Source organism: Microbacterium sp. LCT-H2 (genome assembly GCF_001866135.1).
In the GTDB taxonomy this organism is placed as follows: Bacteria; Actinomycetota; Actinomycetes; order Actinomycetales; family Microbacteriaceae; genus Microbacterium.
Genome location: NZ_MODW01000005.1, coordinates 86,055 through 106,474, shown reverse-complemented (window position 1 = coordinate 106,474; position 20,420 = coordinate 86,055). Strand labels below are relative to the sequence as shown.

23 protein-coding genes are annotated in these 20,420 nt (G+C 69.1%); 18 read left to right on the top strand and 5 right to left on the bottom strand.

Annotation, left to right across the window (positions count from 1 at the left end; genetic code table 11):
• Nucleotide 1: 1 nt before the first annotated feature.
• Nucleotides 2-985, bottom strand: coding sequence for an ABC transporter permease (locus BK819_RS12990; protein ID WP_071329520.1), 984 nt, complete (start codon nucleotides 983-985; stop codon nucleotides 2-4).
• 242 nt (nucleotides 986-1,227) lie between these two features.
• On the opposite strand from BK819_RS12990, the gene lepA reads away from it, so the two are divergent.
• On the top strand, nucleotides 1,228-3,096 hold the full coding sequence (gene lepA, locus BK819_RS12985; RefSeq protein WP_025103696.1) for a translation elongation factor 4: 1,869 nt from the start codon (nucleotides 1,228-1,230) through the stop codon (nucleotides 3,094-3,096).
• A gap of 34 nt (nucleotides 3,097-3,130) precedes the next feature.
• On the opposite strand, the gene BK819_RS12980 is transcribed toward lepA, so the two are convergent.
• Nucleotides 3,131-3,457, bottom strand: coding sequence for a GIY-YIG nuclease family protein (locus BK819_RS12980; RefSeq protein WP_071329519.1), 327 nt, complete (start codon nucleotides 3,455-3,457; stop codon nucleotides 3,131-3,133).
• A 79-nt stretch (nucleotides 3,458-3,536) separates the two neighbouring features.
• Here BK819_RS12980 and BK819_RS17025 point away from each other — a divergent pair, with 79 nt between their 5' ends.
• The 15 genes from BK819_RS17025 to BK819_RS12905 all read left to right on the top strand — a co-directional run bounded on the left by BK819_RS17025 (nucleotide 3,537) and on the right by BK819_RS12905 (nucleotide 15,805).
• The gene (locus BK819_RS17025) at nucleotides 3,537-3,824 is read left to right on the top strand and encodes a hypothetical protein (protein ID WP_071329518.1); all 288 of its coding nucleotides are present in this window, start codon (nucleotides 3,537-3,539) and stop codon (nucleotides 3,822-3,824) included.
• Nucleotides 3,825-3,834: 10 nt separating this feature from the next.
• On the top strand, nucleotides 3,835-4,488 hold the full coding sequence (locus BK819_RS12970; RefSeq protein ID WP_025103695.1) for a DUF1990 family protein: 654 nt from the start codon (nucleotides 3,835-3,837) through the stop codon (nucleotides 4,486-4,488).
• Entirely contained in the window at nucleotides 4,488-5,705 is a 1,218-nt protein-coding gene (gene hemW / locus BK819_RS12965) for a radical SAM family heme chaperone HemW (RefSeq protein ID WP_071329517.1), read from the top strand. The genes BK819_RS12970 and hemW overlap by 1 nt, the downstream gene beginning before the upstream one ends.
• Before the next feature lie 107 nt (nucleotides 5,706-5,812).
• On the top strand, nucleotides 5,813-6,844 hold the full coding sequence (gene hrcA / locus BK819_RS12960; RefSeq protein WP_071329516.1) for a heat-inducible transcriptional repressor HrcA: 1,032 nt from the start codon (nucleotides 5,813-5,815) through the stop codon (nucleotides 6,842-6,844).
• A 36-nt stretch (nucleotides 6,845-6,880) separates the two neighbouring features.
• Nucleotides 6,881-7,993, top strand: coding sequence for a molecular chaperone DnaJ (dnaJ, locus tag BK819_RS12955; protein WP_060922189.1), 1,113 nt, complete (start codon nucleotides 6,881-6,883; stop codon nucleotides 7,991-7,993).
• Between the two features lie 2 nt (nucleotides 7,994-7,995).
• Entirely contained in the window at nucleotides 7,996-8,724 is a 729-nt protein-coding gene (locus tag BK819_RS12950) for a 16S rRNA (uracil(1498)-N(3))-methyltransferase (RefSeq protein WP_071329515.1), read from the top strand.
• 37 nt (nucleotides 8,725-8,761) lie between these two features.
• Nucleotides 8,762-9,109: an HIT domain-containing protein gene (locus BK819_RS12945; protein ID WP_071329514.1), complete on the top strand. Its 348-nt coding sequence runs from the start codon at nucleotides 8,762-8,764 to the stop codon at nucleotides 9,107-9,109.
• Between the two features lie 46 nt (nucleotides 9,110-9,155).
• Nucleotides 9,156-10,181 (top strand): PhoH family protein, encoded by a 1,026-nt coding sequence (locus BK819_RS12940; RefSeq protein WP_240743087.1) that lies wholly within the window; start codon nucleotides 9,156-9,158, stop codon nucleotides 10,179-10,181.
• Nucleotides 10,178-10,639: an rRNA maturation RNase YbeY gene (gene ybeY / locus BK819_RS12935; RefSeq protein WP_025103688.1), complete on the top strand. Its 462-nt coding sequence runs from the start codon at nucleotides 10,178-10,180 to the stop codon at nucleotides 10,637-10,639. Before BK819_RS12940 ends, ybeY begins: the two co-directional genes overlap by 4 nt.
• The gene (locus tag BK819_RS12930; protein WP_071329512.1) at nucleotides 10,636-11,928 is read left to right on the top strand and encodes a hemolysin family protein; all 1,293 of its coding nucleotides are present in this window, start codon (nucleotides 10,636-10,638) and stop codon (nucleotides 11,926-11,928) included. Before ybeY ends, BK819_RS12930 begins: the two co-directional genes overlap by 4 nt.
• Nucleotides 11,921-12,817 carry a GTPase Era gene (era, locus tag BK819_RS12925; RefSeq protein WP_071329511.1) on the top strand — a complete coding sequence of 299 codons (897 nt, stop codon included), beginning with the start codon at nucleotides 11,921-11,923 and terminating at the stop codon, nucleotides 12,815-12,817. Before BK819_RS12930 ends, era begins: the two co-directional genes overlap by 8 nt.
• A gap of 54 nt (nucleotides 12,818-12,871) precedes the next feature.
• Nucleotides 12,872-13,393 carry an RNA polymerase sigma factor gene (locus BK819_RS12920; protein ID WP_071329510.1) on the top strand — a complete coding sequence of 174 codons (522 nt, stop codon included), beginning with the start codon at nucleotides 12,872-12,874 and terminating at the stop codon, nucleotides 13,391-13,393.
• Entirely contained in the window at nucleotides 13,393-14,373 is a 981-nt protein-coding gene (locus BK819_RS12915; RefSeq protein ID WP_071329509.1) for a hypothetical protein, read from the top strand. Before BK819_RS12920 ends, BK819_RS12915 begins: the two co-directional genes overlap by 1 nt.
• Nucleotides 14,370-14,846 carry a hypothetical protein gene (locus BK819_RS12910; protein WP_071329508.1) on the top strand — a complete coding sequence of 159 codons (477 nt, stop codon included), beginning with the start codon at nucleotides 14,370-14,372 and terminating at the stop codon, nucleotides 14,844-14,846. The genes BK819_RS12915 and BK819_RS12910 overlap by 4 nt, the downstream gene beginning before the upstream one ends.
• Nucleotides 14,847-14,863: 17 nt before the next feature.
• Entirely contained in the window at nucleotides 14,864-15,805 is a 942-nt protein-coding gene (locus BK819_RS12905; protein WP_143049302.1) for an NADP-dependent oxidoreductase, read from the top strand.
• Here the strand turns inward: BK819_RS12905 and BK819_RS12900 are convergent.
• Nucleotides 15,802-16,452: a hypothetical protein gene (locus BK819_RS12900; RefSeq protein ID WP_071329507.1), complete on the bottom strand. Its 651-nt coding sequence runs from the start codon at nucleotides 16,450-16,452 to the stop codon at nucleotides 15,802-15,804. The two genes, BK819_RS12905 and BK819_RS12900, sit on opposite strands and share 4 nt — an antisense overlap.
• A 190-nt stretch (nucleotides 16,453-16,642) precedes the next feature.
• Here BK819_RS12900 and leuA point away from each other — a divergent pair, with 190 nt between their 5' ends.
• Nucleotides 16,643-18,397, top strand: coding sequence for a 2-isopropylmalate synthase (gene leuA, locus BK819_RS12895; protein WP_071329506.1), 1,755 nt, complete (start codon nucleotides 16,643-16,645; stop codon nucleotides 18,395-18,397).
• A gap of 73 nt (nucleotides 18,398-18,470) precedes the next feature.
• Here leuA and BK819_RS12890 read toward each other — a convergent pair whose 3' ends face one another.
• A complete protein-coding gene (locus tag BK819_RS12890; RefSeq protein WP_071329505.1) occupies nucleotides 18,471-18,851 on the bottom strand; it encodes a VOC family protein in 381 nt (126 codons plus the stop codon).
• A 66-nt stretch (nucleotides 18,852-18,917) separates the two neighbouring features.
• On the opposite strand from BK819_RS12890, the gene BK819_RS12885 reads away from it, so the two are divergent.
• The gene (locus BK819_RS12885; RefSeq protein WP_071329504.1) at nucleotides 18,918-19,631 is read left to right on the top strand and encodes a TetR/AcrR family transcriptional regulator C-terminal domain-containing protein; all 714 of its coding nucleotides are present in this window, start codon (nucleotides 18,918-18,920) and stop codon (nucleotides 19,629-19,631) included.
• Between the two features lie 66 nt (nucleotides 19,632-19,697).
• Here BK819_RS12885 and BK819_RS12880 read toward each other — a convergent pair whose 3' ends face one another.
• Nucleotides 19,698-20,390, bottom strand: coding sequence for a trimeric intracellular cation channel family protein (locus BK819_RS12880; protein ID WP_071329503.1), 693 nt, complete (start codon nucleotides 20,388-20,390; stop codon nucleotides 19,698-19,700).
• Between the last annotated feature and the right edge of the window lie 30 nt (nucleotides 20,391-20,420).

The following is a 20,420-nucleotide window of genomic DNA, read 5'->3' as shown; positions in this document are numbered from 1 at the left end:
TTCAGCTCACCCTCACTCGCGGGTCGAGGATGACCACGATGATGTCCGCCAGCACGGCGCCGATCGCGGTCAGAACGGCGCCGAACGCGGCGACCGCCACGACACCGTTGATGTCGTTCTGGTTGATGGTGTCGAGGAAGTAGCGCCCCATGCCCTGCCAGGCGAAGATCGTCTCCGTCAGGATCGCGCCGGTGAAGATCGTCGGGATCGTGAAGGCGACCTGGGTGGCGACGGGGATGAGAGACGTGCGGAGCGCGTGCTTCCGGATCGCCTGGGCCTTCGTGAGCCCCTTGGCGCGCGCCGTGCGGACGTAATCGGCGTTGATGTTGTCGAGCAGCAGGGAGCGCTGAAGGAAGTGATACTGGGCGTAACCGACCAGCACCAGAGCGATCGTCGGCAGGGTGACGTGCTGGAGCGCATCGATGATCGTGGGGAAGAAGCCGGTGACCCCGGGACTGGAGGAGCCGGTGACGTAGAAGATGCGCACGCCGGTCGCCTCGTTGAGGGCGATGGCGAGGAGCACCACGGCGAGACCCGCCACGATGATGTTGATGTTCATCGTGATGATCGAGGTCGCCTGGCCGATGCGATCGGCGAGCTTGTACTGACGAGAGGCGGTGTACACGCCCAGCCAGACGCCGAGGACGGCGGCGATGATCGTGGCTCCGAGGACGAGCTCGGCGCTGACCCACATGCGATAGGCGACCTGCTCGTTCACCGACTGCCCCGTCGGGCTGACGCCCCAGTCCCATCGCAGCAGAATCCCCGAGAACCAGGTCCACCACCGTTCGATCAGCGGGACGGTGTCGCTCAGGTTGCGGGGGATGAGGACGTTGTCGATCTGCTCAGGACTGAGCGGAGGGCGACGACCCACATAGTTGCTGCGCGGATCGAGGAAGCCCCACGCGAGGAAGTAGGTGAGGTTCGTCGCGACCACGATCATGAGCAGCCAGCCGAGGGCACGGCGCGCGAGGTACTTGATCAAGGGGGATTTGTCTTTCTCTTCTCCAGACGCGCTCGGGGTCTGCCGACGCAACGCTGAGCCGGGCGGATGATCGGGTTTCATCCGCCGTTCCGCGCGACGCGACAGCCCTCACGGAGTCTGTGACGGAGTCGTATCGCTTACGGGATCCGGTGTCACGGATTGATCCCGGGCAACTTCGGGAGACTATCACCGATACGCACGAATGGGGATTATGAGGACCCTCACCGTAGAATCGACGGGACATGTCCCCACGCGCTCTCACCCCGCTTCAGCCTGCCGCGACGCCGGCTGCGCAGATCCGCAACTTCTGCATCATCGCCCACATCGACCACGGCAAGTCGACCCTGGCCGACCGCATGCTCCAGATCACGGGCGTGGTCGCGGAGCGGGACATGCGCGCCCAGTACCTCGACCGCATGGACATCGAGCGGGAGCGGGGCATCACGATCAAGAGCCAGGCGGTCCGGATGCCGTGGGCTCTGGGTCAGGCGCAGGGCCCGGACGAGGTGTTCGCGCTCAACATGATCGACACCCCCGGTCACGTCGACTTCACGTACGAGGTCTCCCGGTCGCTGGCCGCGTGCGAGGGGGCCATCCTCCTCGTCGACGCCGCGCAGGGCATCGAGGCCCAGACGCTGGCCAACCTCTACCTCGCGCTGGAGAACGACCTCCACATCATCCCCGTCCTCAACAAGATCGACCTCCCCGCGGCCGACCCCGAGAAGTACGCGAAGGAACTGGCCTCTCTCATCGGGGGCAAGCCGGAGGACGTGCTGCGTGTCTCCGGGAAGACCGGCATGGGGGTCGAGGATCTCCTCGACCGGATCGTCGAGGAGATCCCGGCTCCGGTGGGCGACGCGGACGCACCCGCGCGGGCCATGATCTTCGATTCCGTGTACGACGCCTACCGCGGCGTGGTCACCTACGTGCGGATGGTCGACGGCAGCCTCTCGCCCCGGGAGCGCATCCAGATGATGTCCACCGGTGCGAACCACGAGGCCCTCGAGGTCGGCGTGTCGAGCCCGGAGCCCACCCCGACCAAGGGCCTCGGCGTCGGCGAGGTGGGCTACCTCATCACCGGCGTGAAGGACGTGCGGCAGTCGAAGGTCGGCGACACGATCACGAACGCGCGCAAGCCCGCGGCGGAGGCGCTTCCCGGCTACACGGACCCCAAGCCGATGGTCTTCTCGGGCATCTACCCGATCGACGGCAGCGACTACGCCGAACTGCGCGAGGCGCTCGACAAGCTCAAGCTCTCCGACGCCTCGCTGCAGTACGAGCCGGAGACCTCCGTGGCGCTCGGCTTCGGGTTCCGCTGCGGGTTCCTCGGCCTGCTGCACCTGGAGATCGTGACCGAGCGCCTTTCGCGGGAGTTCGGCCTCGACCTCATCACCACCGCCCCGAGCGTGATCTACGAGGTCGTCACGAGCGACACCGGCGAGACGGTGACCGTGACGAACCCGAGCGAGTACCCCGACGGCCGTATCGGCTCGGTGTCCGAGCCGATGGTCAAGGCGGCGATCCTGCTGCCGAAGGACTACGTCGGCACCGTCATGGAGCTGTGCCAGTCGCGGCGCGGCACGCTGCTCGGCATGGAGTACTTCTCGGAGGAGCGCGTCGAGCTGCGCTACAACATGCCGCTCGGCGAGATCGTGTTCGACTTCTTCGACCAGCTCAAGTCCAAGACGCAGGGCTACGCCTCGCTCGACTACGAGCCTTCGGGGCAGCAGGAGGCCGACCTCGTCAAGGTCGACATCCTCCTGCAGGGCGAGAAGGTCGATGCGTTCAGCTCGATCGTGCACCGCGACAAGGCCTACGCCTACGGCACGATGATGGCGGAGCGGCTGCGCAAGCTCATCCCTCGCCAGCAGTTCGAGGTGCCGATCCAAGCCGCGATCGGTGCGCGCATCATCGCCCGGGAGACGATCCGCGCGATCCGCAAGGACGTGCTCGCCAAGTGCTACGGCGGTGACATCACCCGCAAGCGCAAGCTCCTCGAGAAGCAGAAGGAGGGCAAGAAGCGCATGAAGATGGTGGGCCGTGTCGAGGTGCCGCAGGAGGCGTTCATCGCCGCGCTCTCCGGCGACGTCGAGACCAAGGACAAGAAGTAGCCCACCCCGCTGAGCCGGTCGACGCGCGCGGTTTTCAGGGTCCGTCCGCGCTGGGTCGCTGAGCCTGTCGAAGCGCACCGTACGACCTCGACAACGACGGAAGGTCCTCCCACCGATTCTCGATTAACGCCATCTTTTTCCGGCGATTCCACCCCTGGATCTGCTTCTCCCGGAAGAAGGCCGCGTCGACGGTGTCGAAGTGCTCCGCGTAGACCAGCGAGACCGGTCTCCGGTGGCGCGTATGGATGGCGGCGAACGCGTCGTCGTGGTTGTGCTCCCAGATGCGGGCTTCGAGGTCGCCGTTCGTGCTGCCCGTGTAGAAGCTGCTGTCACGGCATTCGAGGATGTAGGTCCATGGCATCCGGCCATCATGGTGGAGGTGTGTGCGGGTTTCCGGGGCGTGGGCGATTCCTTCGACAAGCTCAGGGACCGACCGTTTTGTGGAGGAGCCCTTCGACAAGCTCAGGGACCCACCCTTCGACAAGCTCAGGGACCCACCCTTCGACAAGCTCAGGGACCCACCCTTCGACAAGCTCAGGGACCCACCCTTCGACAAGCTCAGGGACCCAGCCTTCGACAAGCTCAGGGACCCAGCCTTCGACAAGCTCAGGGACCCAGCCTTCGACAAGCTCAGGGACCCACCCTTCGACAGGATCAGGGACCCGGGATTCCCGGGGGATGTGACGGCGCGCGGCGCAGGGGGTGTTCGCTCAGGGAACCCGAAGTAGGCTGGATCTCATGCGGCGCGGGACTTTCCGAGACGACACGGTGGACTATGCGGCCGTGGGTGCGACCCACGCCCCCGATCTGATGCAGTACCCGCCGGAGCGCAGCATCCCGGCGGAGGAATCCTGGCGGATCGGCAGTGGCGAGGAGCGTTTCCAGACGGCCGGCGAAGCCCTGCTGTCGTGGACGGCGCAGCGTGCGGCCGGGCTGTCCGTGGAGGACGTCCGTCCGGCTCCCGGTCCCGCCTATGCGGGCGTGAGCTTCGACGCCGAGGGCAATCCCATCGCGCCGAGCAAGCGGGATGTTGAGCCGCGCTACGACGCCGAGGGGATGCCCTTCGTGGGCGCGGGCATGACGCTGCACCTGCGGGGCCGAGTCGGCGGCATGCGCGCCGACTCCGAGCTGCGTGTGATCTCGGTCACGGAGGAGACCCGGCGGATCGGCTTCGTGCTGGGCACGGTCGGAGGCTCCGTGGTCAGCGGCGAGGAGTCGTTCGACGTGGACTGGCGCGAGGACAACGACGAGGTCTGGTTCACGGTCCGGGCCTTCGACGCCCCGAACACGCTGCTCTACCGTCTCGTCCCCGCTCTGATGAAGCGCCGCCGTCGCGAGCTCTTCGCGCGCTACCTCCGCGCGATCTCCCCGCTCTACGCGACCCCGGTGTGATGGCGGGACCACTTCCGCTCGGGGATCCGGCGCCCGCGGACGGGCGACTCCCCGCCGATCTCCCGACCTCCGCCGAGACGCCGTTCTCCGCCTACCTCCACATCCCGTTCTGCCGGGTGCGCTGCGGCTACTGCGACTTCAACACGTACACGTCCGGTGAGCTCCGCGGGGCGAAGCAGGAGGACTACGCGTCCACCCTCATCGGGGAGATCGCCCTCGCGCGCACGGTGCTGGACGAGGCCGGAGCGCTGCGCCCGATGGACACGGTGTTCTTCGGCGGCGGCACGCCCACGCTGCTTCCCGCGGGAGACCTCGCCCGCATGCTGGGAGCGGCCACCGCGGCGTTCGGACTCGCACCGGGCGCGGAGGTCACGGTCGAGGCCAACCCCGACACCGTGACCCCGGAGGTCGCGCGCATCCTCGCCGAGGCGGGGGTCACGAGGCTGTCCATCGGCATGCAGTCCGCCGTCCCGCACGTCCTCGCCGCGCTCGACCGGACGCACCGACCGGAGAACGTGCGCACAGCCGTCGCCGCCGCGAAGGAGGCCGGACTCGCGGTCAGCGTCGACCTCATCTACGGCGCACCGGGGGAGACCCTCGCCGACTGGGAAGCCTCGCTCGACGCCGCCCTGGCCCTGGAGTCCGACCACATCTCCGCCTACGCCCTCATCGTCGAGGACGGCACGAAGCTCGCCCGTCAGATCCGTCGCGGCGAGGTGCCGACCCCGGACGACGACCTCCAGGCCGACATGTACGAGCTGGCGGACGAGCGCCTCGCCGCCGCCGGGTTCGAGTGGTACGAGGTCAGCAACTGGGCTCGCAGCGAGGGGCAGCGGTCGCGGCACAACCTCGCGTACTGGCGGGGCAGCGACTGGTGGGGCTTCGGTCCCGGCGCCCACAGCCACGTCGCCGGACTCCGGTGGTGGAACGTCAAGCATCCCGCCGCCTACGCGCAGCGCCTGGCGGCCGCGTCGTCGCCGGCGGCCGGGCGCGAACGTCCGGACCTGGAGGCGCGGACCCTGGAGCGCATCCTCCTCGTCAGCCGCATCCGTGAGGGGATCGCGGTGACCGACGTCCCGGAGCAGAACAGGGGGCGGGTGGCCGGGCTGATCGCCGACGGCCTGATCGATGCGGCGGCGGCGATCCGCGGGCGCGTCCAGCTCACGCTCCGCGGCCGTCTCCTCGCCGATGCCGTGGTGCGCGAGCTGACGGACTGAGCCGCGACGCCGGGCTGTCCGCCTTCGGAGATCTCCCGATCACAGGAGGTAGGATTGGCACTCAGGGTGGCAGAGTGCCAGCATCCGGTCGGCGGGAAGGGGAACCCATGGTCACAGAGCGAGGGCTGCAGGTCCTCCGCGCGATCGTGCAGGACTACGTCGAGACGCACGAGCCCGTGGGCAGCCGTTCCATCGTCGACCGTCATTCCTTCGGTGTCTCGGCGGCGACCATCCGCAACGACATGGCGCAACTGGAGGACGAGGAGCTGATCACGGCTCCGCACACCTCATCCGGACGCGTGCCGACGGACAAGGGGTACCGGGTGTTCGTCAATCACCTCGCGCAGCTCCGTCCGCTCTCCACCGCGCAGCGTTCCGCCATCGAGTCCTTCCTCGCCGATCCGGCCGACCTCGACGATCTGATGGCGCGGACCGTCCGCGTGCTCACACAGCTCACCGGACAGGTCGCCCTGGCCCAGTACCCGTCGTTCGCGCGGGCGCACGTGACCCACGTGGAGCTCGTGACGCTCGCTCCCAACCGGCTCCTCACGGTCCTGGTGACCGATGCCGGCGGGGTGTCGCAGCGGATCACCGTGCTCCCGGACATGATCGACGAGGCGGATCTCGCGGTGCTTCGCGCGCGACTCTCCGCCCTCATCACCGGCCAGGCGATCGCAGCGGCCTCCGACCGGCTGCAGGCGCTCCTGGCCGCCGACGAGACGCCGCAGGACCGCGTGCTCCGCACGGTCGCCGCCGTCGTCGTGGACGAACTCGGCGGCTTCCGGCAGGAGCGGCTCGTGATGGCGGGCGCGGCGACTCTGGCGCGGCGCGAGCAAGACTTCCGCGGCAGCATCCATCCCCTCCTCGAGGCCATCGAGGAACAGGTCACGCTGCTGCGGCTGATGAGCGAGATGGTGCCCGACGAGCACGGCCTCGCGGCGAGCATCGGCACCGAGAACGCCTCCTTCGGGCTCGGCGAGGCGTCGATCGTCGCCAGCAACTACGCGGCGCCCTCGGGGACCGCGCGGGTCGGTGTCATGGGGCCCACCCGGATGGACTATCCGAGCAACCTCGCGGCGGCACGGGCGGTCGCCCGCTACCTGTCGCGGATGCTCGACGACGACGAGGCCGGCCGCTGAGGCGGCCCCCACGGAAACACACGCAGAAGGGCGATTGTGGCGGACCACTACGAGGTTCTCGGGGTGTCCCGGGACGCTTCCACCGATGAGATCAAGAAGGCGTATCGGCGCCTGGCACGGCAGCTCCACCCGGACGTGAACCCGGGTGAGGAGGCCGCAGAGAAGTTCAAGCTCGTCACGCACGCCTACGACGTGCTCAGCGACGAGGAGTCACGCCGCCGCTACGACATGGGCGGCGGCGACGGCGCGAACAACTTCGGCGGCTTCGGCGGCTTCGGCGACATCTTCGAGACGTTCTTCGGCGCGTCCCAGGGTGGCGGTCGCGGCGCCCGCCCGCGGTCGAGGCGTGAGCGCGGGCAGGACGCGCTCGTCCGGGTCACCCTCGACCTCGGCGACGTCGTCTTCGGCGCGCACCGCGACATCGAGGTCGACACGGCCGTGCTCTGCGAGACCTGCCAGGGCTCCTGCTGTCAGGAGGGCACCTCGCCGGTCACCTGCGACATCTGCGGGGGCACCGGTCACGTGCAGCGTCAGGTGCGGAGCCTCCTCGGCAACGTCGTCACCTCCCAGCCGTGCGGCACGTGCGAGGGCTACGGCACGACCATCCCGTACCCCTGCGGCACCTGCGGCGGGCAGGGACGGGTCCGGTCGCGTCGTACGGTCTCCCTCGACATCCCGGCGGGCGTCGAGACCGGCCTGCGGCTGCAGCTCCCCGGCTCCGGCGAGGTCGGCCGCGCGGGCGGCCCGAACGGTGATCTTTACGTCGAGGTGACGGTCAACCCGCACCCCGCGTTCAGCCGTGACGGCGACGACCTGCTCGCCACGCTCGAGGTGTCCATGACCGACGCCATCCTCGGCACCGAGACCTCGATCGAAGGACTCGACGGGGAGGTCGACCTGGAGATCCGCGCGGGCGTGCAGTCCGGCGACGTGCTGACCATCAAGGGGCGGGGCATCACGCCGCTGCGCGGCACCCAGCGCGGCGACCTCCGCGTCGGCGTGCAGGTGGTCACCCCCACCAAGCTCGACTCCGCGCAGCGCAAGCTCATTGAGGACTTCGCCAAGAAGAACAAGGCGCCGGGCCCGCAGCTCGCGCAGTTCCAGCAGGGCCTGTTCTCCAAGCTCCGCGACCGGTTCCGCACCCACTGATCGTGGCGCTGCACTTCCTCGTCGAATCCGCGGGCGACGCCGCGGTGGGCGGTCTCGTGTCGCTCACCGGGGCCGAGGCGAAGCATGCGGCCGTCGTCCGGCGGCTCCGCGTCGGTGAGGCCCTCACCGTCGGCGATGGCCGGGGCGTCTGGCTGACGGGCGTCGCCGAAGAGGTGTCGCCGTCGCGCGTCGACGTCCGGATCACCGAGCGCGTCGAGCACGAGCCCGCGAGTCCGCGCCTCGTGCTCGTACAGGCGCTGGCGAAGGGCGACCGCGACGAACTCGCCGTGCAGGCCGCGTGCGAGCTCGGCGTCGACGAGATCGTGCCCTGGCAGGCGGGGCGCAGCGTGTCCCGCTGGGAGGGACCGAAAGCCGTGAAGGGGCGCGAGCGCTGGGCGACGATCGTCCGCGAGGCAGCCAAGCAGGCGCACCGGGCCTGGGTGCCGGAGGTGGCCGCCCCGGAGTCGACCGCGCAGCTCGCGGCCCGCGCAGCGACGCAACGTGTGCTGCTGCTCGACCCGACCGCTCCCGCCCGGCTCTCCGCGCTCGTCCCCGATGGCCGCGACCTCGTGCTCGTGGTGGGGCCGGAAGGCGGGATCGCTCCGGAGGAGCTCGAGAAGCTCACGGCCGCGGGCGCCGAGCGCGTTCTCCTCGGCGACACCGTGCTGCGCACGTCGACCGCGGGTCCCGCGGCGATCGCCGTGCTGTCGGCCGCCCTCGGCCGGTGGTGACCGGCCGCGCCACGCGGTCCCCCAGTAAGCTGAGAGCATGAGCGAACCCTCGATCTTCACGCGCATCCTCACCGGGGACATCCCGGGGGAGATCCTGCTCGACACGGGCCGCGTCTTCGCGATCCGCGACATCGATCCGCAGGCGCCGCTCCATGTGCTCGTCATTCCCAAGACCGAGGAGTACCGCGACGTCACCGCACTCGCGGCCGGGGATCCCGCACTGCTGGCCGAGATGGTCGCCGCGGCGAAGCGCATCGCCGACGAGCACGCGAACGGCGAGTACCGCCTCATCTTCAACAACGGCGCGAGCGTCGCGCAGTCCGTGTTCCACGTGCACGCCCATGTGCTCGGCAACCTCGAGGAGAACAAGCTCGTTGGCTTCTGACGATCAGGAAAACGTCACCGAACGGCTCTATGCCGACGGCGTCGCGATGGTGCAGCTGCTCGGTCCGCAGGACCGGCTGCTGCGGATGCTGGAGCGCGAGCACCGCGACGTGCAGGTGCTCGTCCGCGGCAACGAGATCACGCTCACGGGCGAGCGCGAGGCCGTCGCCAAGGCGAAGAACCTCGTCGACGAGCTCCTCACGATGACGAAGGCCGGGCACGACCTCGCCCCGAGCGACGTGTCGAGCTCGGCGCGCATGCTGCGTCAGGATGGCGGCCCGCGGCCCAGTGAGGTGCTGGGCGAGGCGATCCTCTCAACGCGGGGCAAGGTGATCCGGCCGAAGACCCTCGGTCAGAAGGAGTACGTCGACGCGATCGAGGAGAACACGATCGTGTTCGGCATCGGTCCGGCCGGAACGGGCAAGACCTACCTGGCGATGGCGAAGGCCGTCCAGGCGCTGCAGCGCAAGGAGGTCACCCGCATCATCCTCACCCGTCCGGCGGTCGAGGCAGGGGAGCGCCTCGGGTTCCTCCCCGGAACGCTCACCGACAAGATCGACCCGTACCTGCGGCCGCTCTACGACGCACTGAACGAGATGATGGATCCGGAGATCGTGCCGCGCCTGATGGCGACCGGCACCATCGAGGTCGCCCCGCTCGCCTACATGCGCGGGCGCACGCTCAACGATTCCTTCGTCGTGCTCGACGAGGCCCAGAACACCACGCCCGAACAGATGAAGATGTTCCTCACGCGTCTCGGGTTCGGCACGAAGATGGTCGTGACCGGCGACATCACGCAGGTCGACCTCCCGCAGGGCGCTTCCGGCCTCCGTCTGGTCACCCGGGTGCTCGACGGCATCGACGACATCCACTTCTCCCGTCTCACCAGTGACGACGTGGTCCGGCACTCCCTGGTGGGGCGCATCGTGGACGCCTACAGCGAGTACGACGAGCGGCGCGTGGCGCAGCGGGCTGAGCGCGAGCAGGCGCACGAGTTCGCCAATCGTGCCGAGCGCCGCGGCGCCCAGCGACCAGGACCACGCGACCGCATGCCGAAACGAGGGCTCTCATGATCGAGATCAACAACGAGTCGGCGATCGACGTCGACGAGACCGTGCTGCAGCGGCTGACCGACTTCAACCTCGCGCAGTTGCACGTCAGCGCGGACGCCGAGGTGGCCATCGTGCTCGTCGACGAGGGTGCCATGGAGGCGCTGCACGTGCAGTGGATGGATGAGCCGGGCCCGACCGACGTCCTGAGCTTCCCCATGGACGAGCTCCGCCCCGGCACCGAGGACCGGCCGACGCCCCCAGGGCTGCTCGGCGACATCGTCCTCTGCCCGCAGGTCGCGGAGACACAGGCCCAGGCCGCCGGCCACACCCTCATGGACGAGCTCATCCTGCTCACGACGCACGGACTGCTGCACCTGCTCGGGTTCGACCACGCCGAGCCGGACGAGGAGCGGGAGATGTTCGGGCTGCAGAAGCAGCTCATCCAGGGCTTCGCCGCGTCCGAGCGTCGTCGGCGATGACGGAGCTGCTGCTGCTCGTCGCCGCCGTCCTGCTGGTGGCGTTCGGTGGCCTCATGGCCGCGATCGACGCGGCGTACAGCGTCACCTCCCGCGCCGGTCTGGCCGACATGGCCACGGAGGGCCGCCGCGCGAAGGCGCTGGAGCGGATCGCCGCCGATCTCGACGCGCACGTCAACGCCGTCGCCTTCATCCGCGTCCTCGCGGAGGTGACGGCCGCCGTGCTGGTGACGGTCGCGTTTACGATCATGTTCGAGAGCATCTGGTGGGCCATGCTCGCCGCGGCCATCCTGATGACCGGCATCACCTTCGTCCTCGTCGGGGCGAGTCCGCGCACGTTCGGGCATCAGCATGCCGAGAGCATGATCCGGGGCAGCGCGAACGTCGTCCGCGGGCTGCGCATCATCCTCGGGCCGATCGCCCAGGGACTCGTCGTCCTCGGAAACCGGGTGACGCCGGGTACCGGACGCAGCTCATTCTCCAGCGAGGATCAGCTGCTGAGCATGGTCGACGAGGCCGCGTCCAACGACCTCATCGAGGAGGACGACCGCGACCTCATCCACTCGGTGTTCGACTTCACGGACCAGTTCGTCCGCGCGGTGATGGTGCCGCGCACGGAGATGGTCACCGTGGGTGCGGAGGCGACGACCGACGAGGCCATGTCGCTCTTCCTGCATCGCGGCGTGTCCCGCATGCCCGTGGTCGACGACGAGGCCGACGACGTCGTCGGGGTGCTGTACCTCAAGGATCTCGTGCAGTTCGCGTACCGCGACGACAGTGCCTGGCGTGCGGCGTCCATCCGCCCGATCGCACGACCGGCCACGTTCGTCCCCGAGTCGATGCGCGCCGAGACCCTGCTGCAGCAGATGAAGCGCGATGCCGTGCATGTGTGCCTGGTGATCGACGAGCACGGCGGCATCTCGGGGCTCGTGACGCTGGAGGACCTGATCGAGGAGCTCGTCGGGGAGATCTCGGACGAGTACGATCAGGTATCCGCGGAGTTCGTGGATCTCGGTGCCGGACGCTACCGCGTCAGCTCGCGGCTGTCGCTGGAGGATGTGGGCGATCTGTTCGGCCTCGAGCTCGAGGATGAAGACGTCGACTCGATCGGCGGGCTGCTCGGGAAGGCGCTCGGACAGGTCCCGCAGCCCGGCGCGACCGCGGTCGTGGACGGCCTGGTCCTCACGGGTGGCGCCTCGCGAGGGCGCGGCCGAGGGATCGCGACGGTGTTCGTCGAGAGGGCGGCAGAAGCCGACGAGGCGCAGGAAGAAGGAGAGCGACGCGATGACTGAGGACACCCGGAGCGGGTTCGTGACCTTCGTCGGCCGACCGAACGTCGGAAAGTCCACCCTGACGAATGCGCTGGTGGGCGACAAGATCGCCATCACGAGCGAGAAGCCGCAGACCACCCGCCGGGCGATCCGCGGCATCCTCAACCGCCCCGACGGACAGCTCGTCATCGTGGACACCCCCGGCATCCACAAGCCGCGCACGCTCCTGGGCGAGCGGCTGAACGACCTCGTGGAGCAGGTCCTGGGAGACGTCGACGTGATCGGCTTCTGCGTGCCCGCGACCGAGAAGGTCGGTCCGGGCGATCGGCGCATCGCCGCGTCGCTCGACGGCTACCCGCGCGCGCAGAAGATCGCGATCGTCACGAAGACCGATGCCGCGGGGCGCGACGAGATCACCGAGCGGCTGATGGAGGTGGACTCCCTCCGGGAGGACTGGGCCGCGGTGATCCCGCTGTCGGCGCTGACGCACGACCAGCTCGAGGTGCTCGCGGACGAGATCCTGCAGCTCATGCCGGAGGGGCCCGCGCTGTACCCCGAGGGCGTCACCACGGACGAGTCGACCGAGGACCGCATCGCCGAGATCATCCGCGAGGCCGCACTCGACGGCGTGCGCGACGAGCTCCCGCACTCGATCGCCGTCGTCGTCGACGACATCGCCCCGCGCGAGGACAGCGACCTCACCGACGTTCATGCCTCGATCGTCGTCGAGCGGGACAGCCAGAAGGCGATCATCATCGGCCACAAGGGCAAGCGTCTCCGCGACGTGGGAGCGCGCGCCCGCGCCGGCATCGAGGACCTTCTCGGGACCCGCGTGTTCCTCGGGCTCCACGTCAAGGTCGCGAAGGAGTGGCAGCGCGACCCCAAGCAGCTCGGGCGGCTCGGGTTCTGACATGCCGGACTGCAGGACGTCGGAGGCGGCGGGCCGACCGCCGACCCCACCGACATGATCGGCCGCGGCGAAGACCCGAGCTCGCTGCGGAACGAGGTCTTCACACGAGTGTTCGATGAGCACTGGGCGACGGTGCGCCATCACATCGAGGGCGTCGTCCCGGATGACGACGAAGTCAGCGAGATCGTGTCGGAGGTCTTCCTCGACGCGTGGTCGCGACTGCGCCCCACCCGTCCGCCGGGGAAGGTCTGGCTGCTCCGTCAGACCGACCGTCACCTCCGCGCGCGGGCTCGTCGCTCCTCCGTCGTGCACGGGGCGATCGACGCGGTGCATTCGGGGCTCTCCGGCGACCCGGAGAGCCTTGGCGGGTTCGGGCGCAGCGAGGTGCTCAGAGCTTTGGGTGTCCTCACGCCGGGGCAACGGCGTATCATCATGCTCACGTACTGGGATGGACTCGCGGTGGGGGAGATTGCGGAACTGCTGCGTGCTTCCGAGTCCCGGGTGCGGAAGACGCTGGCGCGGGCCGAAGAACGGCTGCGCGCCACGCTGGGACTGGAGGGGACGGGGAGTGCGTGATGTCTGACAATGCCCTGCTTGAGCGTGTGCTCGTGGAGGCCGATCCCGCGCGCACCCCGCGTGATGCTCCTCCGGACGCGCGCGCCATCGCCGCGCGCGACAGCATCATCCGGTCCGCGGGTGCCCCGCGACGCCGGCGAGCACGGACGATCGGCTGGGCGGCAGGGCTGACGGCTGTCGCCGCGTCCGCCGCTGTGGCGATCGGTGTCCTCCTCCCGCAGGGAGCTGCCGTGGCGGGAGCGCCGTCTCCGCTCGTGTTCGAGGATGCCGGTTCGCTGGGTGACACGGTGGCCGCGGCGGAGGCGGATCTCGCGGTCTTCAGTCCACCAGCGGAACCGGAGCGCTCGACACGCACGGCCTTCTGGTCGTACAACGTCGAGGTCGACACCGAACGGGCCGAGGTCGTGCCGCAGTTCGCGACCTTCACCTGGGAGGAGGACCTCTCGGGAGAGGCCGTCGCCATCAACGGTGAGCCGTACGCTCCGACGGATGCGGTGGCGAACGGGCAGGCCGAGGTGAAGAGCACGGGCGAGGTGGCATCCCGTGTCGTCCTCGCTCCGGGTGAGTTCGTCACTCCCGTCGTCGCTGTCCCGGGCGATTCCGCTGAGGACGTCCGGGCATTGCTGGTCGCCTTCGACATGCCTGAGCAGCCGACCGCGTTCGAGGTGGTGACGGCGATCACCTCCGTCTTCGGGCAGTGGACGCTCACGAACGCGCAGCACGCCGAGCTGCTGGCCTTGATCGAGGAATCCGGGGGCGCGGAGGCTCTGGGGACGACGAACGATCGTCTCGGCCGCCCGGTCTCCGGTATCCGTGTGGTCTCTGCCGACGGCGTCGTCCGTGACGACGTGCTCGTATCGCTCGACACCGGCCGCATCGTGGGTCTCGAACGGACTGTGCTCAAGGACGACGGGGTGTTCCCCGCGGGGGCGATCGTCGACTACCGGATGTGGGACATCGACGAGGAGATGCTGCGATGACGCGGCTGCGCATCGCCGTCGTGGTCGGACTGGCCCTGGTCCTGACCGGAGCAGGCGGCCCTGTCGTCGCGGCCACGGCTGAGGAGCCGCCGCTCGACCCGCTGATGGTGCGCATCCTCGACGAGGTGCCCGGTGGCGTGGTGATCGACGCCGGCAGCGCCGTATGGCCGAAGCTCGACATGGAGTACACCTCGAACATGGCGACCGTCCGCACGATGGCGCGAGCGGTCGGGAACTGTGCGACCGGTCGGATCTGCGCGTACCGGGAGCTCAATCGCGTCGGCGCCATGCTGAGCTGGGGGAGCTGTACGACCATCGCGATCCCGTCCTCCTTCGCGACGAAGTCGGCGGCGAACGCCCGCACCTCCGGTTACATGCAGGTCCGGAACGGGAGCACAGTCCTGGTGACGGTCTCCGCCAATGCGTGGAGCAACGTCTCCGGCTCGGCGACCAACATCCGCTGCTTCCTCTGACGGCAGGACGGCTGACCATGGCGAGGCACTGGGTGGCGGAGGCGGCGGGATCTCCCGAGTCGTGGGCTTTCGAGGAGTACGTGCCCGCGCCGCCGCGCCGGGGCGAGGTCACGATCCGGGTCCGGGCCGCGGGGGTGAATCCGGCCGACGCGAAGCATGTCGCCGCCGCCCGGCCGGGGATCGAGTTCCCGGTGCCCATCGGCTACGAGGTCTCGGGTGAGCTCGCGGCGATCGGCCCCGCGACCCGCATCGGTTCCGGTGAGGCCGAGGTCGGCGATGAGGTCGTGGCGTTCCGCGTGCGGGGCGGTTACGCGACCGAGGTCACGGTGCCCGCGGCGAAGGTGTTCGCGAAGCCGTCCACGCTCACCCACCCGGAAGCGGCCAACCTCCTGCTCGTCGGCACGACGGCCGCGGAGATGCTCGCCGTCACCGGGGCGACGCCGGGGGAGACGGTCCTGCTGCATGGGGCGTCCGGCGCGGTGGGTGTCAGCGTGCTTCAGCAGGCGCGGCTCCGGGAGGTCCGGGTCATCGGCACCGCCAGCCCCAAACGCTTCGGCGAGGTCCGCCGTTTCGGTGGGATCCCGGTGGCCTACGGCTCCGGACTCGCTGATCGGGTGCGCGCGCTGGCCGACGGGCCGATCGCGGCGGCTCTGGACGCGGTGGGCACGGACGAGGCCGTCGACGTGTCCGTCGCCCTGCTGTCCGATCGCCGCCGGATCGTCACGATCGCGAACGTCGCGCGAGCGTCGGCCGACGGGTTCCTAGCGATCGCGGGGTCGATGCCCGACAGCGCCCGGTTCCGCGACGAGGTGCGCAGCGAGCTCATCGCCCTGGCGCAGAACGGTGACCTGGTGGTGCCGCTCGCACGCACGTTCCCGCTCGCCGAGGCGCCCGAGGCCCATCGGCTCCTCGCCACCGGTCACCCGGGCGGCAAGCTCGCCCTGGTCACCGACGCCTAGTCGATCTCGCGGAGCGCAGACGTGACGACGACCACGTCCTCGCCGTACTCGGCATCGACCGCGTCCTGCAGCGTCCCGTCGTCCCAGACGACCTGGAGCCACACGTAGCCGCGGTCCGTCGACAGGGCGAGCGCGTCCGCGCCGAGGCGTCCGGCGATGTCGTTCTGCACCCGATTCAGCTCGTCCGCCGAGCTCGTGCCGTCGACGCCGGCCGTCGGATCCTCCGGAACCATCGGATCGTAGAGGGCGAGGAGCGACGGGGGATCGGTCACCGTGAATCGCTCGCCGTCCCAGGTGCCGGTCACCGCGTAGGCCCCCCACCGCGTCTCGCCGGACGCCTCGCGGCCGTCCAGGCCATCCCAGCTCCAGTCGTCGAGCGGGACGCCGTCGCACTGCGGCGGATACGACTCGCGGATCGCGTCGAGACACAGCCGCACGTCCCCGGACTCGTCGAGCACGGTTCCTGTGGCGACGACGCGCCCCTTCGGTGGTGCGGGTTCCGCCTCCTCCAGGAGCATGTCCGAGGGGACGGTCGTGCTTGTCGGCGGAGCGGACGCTCCCGGCGCAGTGGCACAGCCGGCCAGCAGCACCAGCACTGCCGTCGCGACGCCGACGGCGGTGACAGGGCGGTCGCGGAGGATGCTCATACCGACCAGTGTCGCGCGGGCACGCATCGTCTCAGACGTCGAAACGGCTGCGGCTTCCCTGCTAGCATGACCACATGCCTTTCGGCGGTCTGCTTCTTCTTAGCTGCCGCGACGAGTCCTGACACTAGGGCCTTCCTCGTCGCGGCGCTTGTGTTGGCCCGTCCATTTCGACGAAGAGAAGTAGCCCATCATGCAGAACACTCAGCGCCCGTCCGCAATGCCGATCCACAAGTACCGGCCCTTCCACGAGCAGATCACCGTCCACCTGCCCGATCGCACCTGGCCCGACGCCCGCATCACCGAGGCCCCGCGCTGGTGTGCGGTCGACCTCCGCGACGGCAACCAGGCCCTGATCGACCCGATGTCCCCCGAGCGCAAGCGCGTCATGTTCGAGCTGCTCGTGAGCATGGGGTACAAGGAGATCGAGGTCGGCTTCCCCTCGGCGAGTCAGACCGACTTCGACTTCGTGCGTCAGCTCATCGAGGAGAACCTCATCCCGGATGACGTCACGATCCAGGTCCTGACACAGGCACGCGAGCATCTGATCGCGCGCACCTACGAGGCCATCGCCGGTACCAAGCAGGCCATCGTGCACCTGTACAACTCCACGAGCGTGCTGCAGCGCGAGGTCGTGTTCCGCACCGACAAGCAGGGCATCATCGACATCGCGCTCGAGGGCGCTCGGCTGTGTCGTCGGTTCGAGAAGACGATCCCGGACACGCAGGTGTACTACGAGTACTCCCCGGAGAGCTACACCGGCACCGAGCTGGAGTTCGCGGTCGACGTCTGCAACCAGGTCATCGAGGTCTTCGAGCCGACCCCCGACCGCAAGGTCATCATCAACCTCCCAGCCACGGTCGAGATGGCGACGCCGAACGTCTACGCCGACTCGATCGAGTGGATGAGCCGCAACCTCGCCCACCGGGAGAACGTGATCCTGTCGCTGCACCCGCACAACGACCGCGGGACCGCGATCGCCGCGGCCGAGCTGGGGTACATGGCCGGAGCCGACCGCATCGAAGGGTGCCTGTTCGGCAACGGTGAGCGCACGGGCAACGTCGACCTCGTCGCCCTCGGCATCAACATGTTCACGCAGGGCATCGACCCGCAGATCGACTTCAGCGACATCGACCAGGTCAAGCGCACGGTCGAGTACTGCAACCAGCTGCCTGTGCCCGAGCGCAGCCCGTGGGCCGGGGACCTCGTCTTCACGGCGTTCAGCGGCTCGCACCAGGACGCCATCAAGAAGGGTTTCGAGGCCATGGCCGCCAAGGCCGAGGCACAGGGCGTGACGGTCGACGAGATCGAATGGGCCGTGCCGTATCTGCCCGTCGACCCGAAGGACCTCGGTCGCTCCTACGAGGCCGTCATCCGCGTGAACTCCCAGTCGGGCAAGGGCGGCGTCGCGTACCTGCTCAAGTCCGACCACGCGATCGACCTGCCGCGCAAGCTCCAGATCGAGTTCTCCGGGGTCGTGCAGGCCAAGACGGATGCCGAGGGCGGCGAGGTCACCAGCGAGCAGATCTGGTCGATCTTCACCGACGAGTACCTGCCGGCCGTCGACACCGAGGCGAAGTGGGGCCGGTTCGAGCTGCTCGCCACGCAGACCCGGAGCGACATGTCCGGCGACGTCGTGCTCGACGTCGTGCTGCGGGACGACGACCAGGAGGTCTCCGTGTCGGGCAACGGCAACGGTCCGGTCGCCGCGTTCGTGGAGGTACTCCGGGGCCAGGGCTTCGACATCACGGTCTACGACTACGTCGAGCACGCTCTCAGCGCCGGTGGCGACGCGCAGGCCGCCGCGTACGTCGAGCTGCAGGTGGGCGACCAGCGCCTGTGGGGCGTCGGCATCGACGGCGACATCTCGACCGCATCGCTCAAGGCGATCGTGTCCGGTGTGAACCGTTCGATCCGCAGCCGTCAGCAGGAGCTGGCCGCCGTCTGACCCTCTTTCGAATCGCGCGATTTGTCGTATTCGGCCGCCCGATGCGACCAATCGCGCGATTCGAAGTGGGGGATCAGTCCATCCATTGCACCAGCTGCCAGATGAGGCCGTTGGGGTCGGCGAACTGGCAGTACCGCTCACCCCAGGGCTCGGTCTCGGGAGCGGTCACCACGCGAGCGCCCGCAGCGGCGATGCGGGCGAACTCCTCGTCGATCTCGTCGACGACGAAGACGATCAGGGTGCCCTGACCTGCGGATCCGGCGATCTCCTCCGGGCGGAACGTCGACAGTCCCGTCTTGAGGAAGATGACGTTGGGCACCGGCCCTGGATGCTGCAACGAGACGAAGCCCTCCGCGGACATCGCCTCCTCGAACCCGAAGTGGGTCATGGCGAAAGCGGCGGAGGCGGCGACGTCGGGGACGTTGAGCGAGAGGGCGGTCTGCGTGATGATCACGGTTCTCCATTCTGAAAGTCTGTACAGCGTATAGGGTTAAGGCGCGAGCGGTCTAGGCTATTCCCGATGGCCAAGAACCTCGTCGATCTGCTCTGGCGGCACAGCCCCGTTGCTCCGCCGGCGTCGCAGCGCGGGCCGAAGGCGCGACACTCGGCCGATGACGTCGTCGACCGCGCCGTCGCGTTGGCTGACGCCGACGGGCTCGGCGCGGTGACGATCCGGTCTCTCGCGCAGAGCCTCGACCTGACGCCGATGTCGATCTACACCCACGTCAACAGCCGCGCCGACCTGCTCGTCCTGATGGCGGACGCGATGCACACCAGGATGCTCGTCGCGCCTGTGCAGGACTCCGGGTGGCGTGCGGCGGTCCGGGCGATCGCCGAGGACAACCTGCGTCTCCTCCGGACCCACCCGTGGCTCATCGACATCCACGATCCGCGGGTCGCGCTCGGCCCTGGCACCATCGCCAAGTACGACCGGGAGCTCCACGCCTTCGACGGCCTCGGTCTCGGTGCTGTGGAGCGCGACGCGGCGCTGACCTTCGTGCTGGATTTCACCCTCTCCGCGGCAGCACGCATGCGCGATGAGGAGGGTGCGGAGTCGTTCGCGGCATCGTGGGCGGAGGCGGCACCGCGCCTGGCGACCTACCTGGGCGACGAGATGCCGCTCGCTCGATCGGTGGGCCAGGCTGCCGGGGAAGCCATGGGTGGGCCCTACGACGCGCGAACGGCGTGGGAGTTCGGTCTCGCGCGCGTGATCGACGGGCTCGCCGCCACCTGACCCTCTTTCGAATCGCGCGATTGGTCGTATTCGGCCGCCGGATGGAGCCAATCGCGCGATTCGAAGTCAGTCCCGGGGCTTCACGATCGGGATCGCACCGGTTTCCGCGGCGACCTTGCGGCGGTAGAGCCGCCGCTGCTCCGGCAGCGAGACGTCGAATGTCACCGCGAGGATCCGGATCACGGCGGTCACGACGATGCCGATGACGGCTGCGAGGGGGATGGGCATCCCGACGGCGTTCGCGACGACGATGAACGTGCAGCCGGCGGCCGCAGCCACGGCATACAGCGAGCCGACGTGCATGATCGCCGTCGGCAGGCCCATCAGCATGTCGCGGAGCACGCTCCCGCCGACCGCGGCGCAGACTCCGATGAAGACCGCGGGAACCTCGGGGATGCCGAAGGCGAGGGCCTTGCTCGTCCCGAAGGCGCCGAACATCCCGATCACGACGGCGTCCAGCACCACGATCGCCGTGTTGAGCCGCGTGAAGAGTCCGGCCAGCAGCATGCCGAGCAAGGCCGCACCCGCTGCGGTGACCAGATACCACTGGTTCTGCAGGGTGGCCGGTGTCTGTCCGAGCAGGATGTCGCGGATGAGACCGCCGCCCATGCCGATCATGATCCCGATGATCGCGACGCCTAGCCAGTCGAGCCGGCGCTGCCCCTGGAATCCGGCGGCGAACATCGCGCCCTGCACTCCGCCGAGGCCGACGCCGAGGAGGTCCGCCCACAGCGGAATGGTGAAGAGCGGTTCGGTCACGCGTCCATTGTCGCGCACGGAGGATAATCG

Bases quoted from the DNA above. Each gene is read 5' to 3' on its own strand.
- lepA (WP_025103696.1), top strand. From the start codon at position 1,228: ATGTCCCCACGCGCTCTCACCCCGCTTCAGCCTGCCGCGACGCCGGCT.
- BK819_RS12980 (WP_071329519.1), bottom strand. From the start codon at position 3,457: ATGCCATGGACCTACATCCTCGAATGCCGTGACAGCAGCTTCTACACG.
- BK819_RS12970 (WP_025103695.1), top strand. From the start codon at position 3,835: ATGCGGCGCGGGACTTTCCGAGACGACACGGTGGACTATGCGGCCGTG.
- hemW (WP_071329517.1), top strand. From the start codon at position 4,488: ATGGCGGGACCACTTCCGCTCGGGGATCCGGCGCCCGCGGACGGGCGA.
- hrcA (WP_071329516.1), top strand. From the start codon at position 5,813: ATGGTCACAGAGCGAGGGCTGCAGGTCCTCCGCGCGATCGTGCAGGAC.
- BK819_RS12945 (WP_071329514.1), top strand. From the start codon at position 8,762: ATGAGCGAACCCTCGATCTTCACGCGCATCCTCACCGGGGACATCCCG.
- BK819_RS12940 (WP_240743087.1), top strand. From the start codon at position 9,156: ATGGTGCAGCTGCTCGGTCCGCAGGACCGGCTGCTGCGGATGCTGGAG.
- ybeY (WP_025103688.1), top strand. From the start codon at position 10,178: ATGATCGAGATCAACAACGAGTCGGCGATCGACGTCGACGAGACCGTG.
- BK819_RS12930 (WP_071329512.1), top strand. From the start codon at position 10,636: ATGACGGAGCTGCTGCTGCTCGTCGCCGCCGTCCTGCTGGTGGCGTTC.
- era (WP_071329511.1), top strand. From the start codon at position 11,921: ATGACTGAGGACACCCGGAGCGGGTTCGTGACCTTCGTCGGCCGACCG.
- BK819_RS12920 (WP_071329510.1), top strand. From the start codon at position 12,872: ATGATCGGCCGCGGCGAAGACCCGAGCTCGCTGCGGAACGAGGTCTTC.
- BK819_RS12915 (WP_071329509.1), top strand. From the start codon at position 13,393: ATGTCTGACAATGCCCTGCTTGAGCGTGTGCTCGTGGAGGCCGATCCC.
- BK819_RS12910 (WP_071329508.1), top strand. From the start codon at position 14,370: ATGACGCGGCTGCGCATCGCCGTCGTGGTCGGACTGGCCCTGGTCCTG.
- BK819_RS12905 (WP_143049302.1), top strand. From the start codon at position 14,864: ATGGCGAGGCACTGGGTGGCGGAGGCGGCGGGATCTCCCGAGTCGTGG.
- BK819_RS12900 (WP_071329507.1), bottom strand. From the start codon at position 16,452: ATGAGCATCCTCCGCGACCGCCCTGTCACCGCCGTCGGCGTCGCGACG.
- leuA (WP_071329506.1), top strand. From the start codon at position 16,643: ATGCAGAACACTCAGCGCCCGTCCGCAATGCCGATCCACAAGTACCGG.
- BK819_RS12885 (WP_071329504.1), top strand. From the start codon at position 18,918: ATGGCCAAGAACCTCGTCGATCTGCTCTGGCGGCACAGCCCCGTTGCT.